The 1,406-nt window shown below is 57.6% G+C and carries 1 protein-coding gene; it reads left to right on the forward strand.

Translation table 11 applies throughout. The features are described 5' to 3' along the window. On the forward strand, positions 1–188 hold a 188-nt coding region (locus GA0061099_RS41980), incomplete at its 5' end, for a hypothetical protein (RefSeq protein WP_014493163.1). Positions 189–1,406 lie beyond the last annotated feature (1,218 nt).

Raw genomic sequence — 1,406 nt, forward strand, 5'->3', positions numbered from 1 at the left:
CCATGTTCAAGCAATCATCGATATTTCAATACCGCTTAGAGGACGAGGCAATTGACTTGCGCAAGCAGGCTGAGGGTATGCCTCATGGCGTTCGACGCGACGAGCTTCTACGGATGGCCAACCGGATCGATAACTCGGTTATCGTCAATAAGTGGCTGGATTCACCAGGTCTGCGCGCTCCGACATAAACCTACCAGCGCAGAGAGGCCGCCTCAGTTGGCGGCGTCTGGCCTTAAGAGCCTGACATAGGTCGCGAACACCAGCCCGCGCGCGGAAGCGATCACCGCATGACGGCAGTCGGCCTGCGGCAGAAACTCGAATAGTTCCTAGCGGGAGCCGAAACAAGTGCTCGCTATCCAGCACCGAAAGGCGCACTGTCCGCCATCGCGCGGCCCTTAGCAATTACGGTGATGTGATCGCAAGTTGCGCTCCCGCTTGACCCGCAGCGGAGCATCAAACATGGCGGCTCGACGGCCCTCACACCAATCATCGACACTCGAATATCGCCTCGCACAGGAGGCGATCAATCTCCGCCTAGTCTACAGGTCAAGGAGTTGCCCGTTGGCGTTCGCCGCGCAGAGCTCTTGCGAAAGGCCAGGCACATCGATGTTGCAGGAGAGATCAACAGGTGGTTGACCTCGCCGGACTACAGGCGCCACCTTAAGCTTGGCTCTCGTTCGCGTGATGAACTTCTGCACTCCACGAAGAGACCAACCTATACCGGGATTTTACAGTCTCCCTCCCGGGCTGGTAAGCCGCCGCCTGCGCTTTATTTAAGCGGGCGGCGTTTTTGTTCTCAGGGGCCAAACGACCTCATCTCCTGCGGTTGCCCCACCACCGGCCAAGGCCCAGTCATAGGCGCCGGTGGTTGACAGACGGGTCCCAGCCTACGGTCGGTAGCCATGTGCGACGACGATCTGTTACTTCCATCTATGTGCCGATGCGACGTCCCTGGCGGGACATCACCCGGGACGCGCTGCGCCGCTCTCATGCGCTTTGGAAATCGAGCCCGAAATGAAATCGGGCCGCTGATGCAGGTCCGTTCTCATGCGCTTAGTCTTCTACCACCTTAGTCTTTCTTTCTTCGGCTTCTTGGCTTCGCGATTGCCGCGTTGCTATCCCTTCGCCATGCCGTCAATCTCCTGTTGCGGTTCGAGTTCGTCCAGTTCATCCGACTGCAGAACGCGCCCTCGATCAACGTCGGCAGAAAACGATAAGCTTTTCATACTTTCTTTAGCAAATCTCGACCGACTCCGCTTTGGTGAACTCTCTTCAGGGGGGCTTACCTTTGCGGCTGGGGAGCGTAAGCAATCTTCTTCAGTGCCTTGTTCGCATCACCGCGACCTTGATAAGTGCCGAGCAACTCGCCCTCGTCGTCAATTTCTTCAACCCGACACAGGGTCCAG

Source organism: Bradyrhizobium yuanmingense (assembly GCF_900094575.1).
GTDB classification, from domain to species: Bacteria; Pseudomonadota; Alphaproteobacteria; order Rhizobiales; family Xanthobacteraceae; genus Bradyrhizobium; species Bradyrhizobium yuanmingense.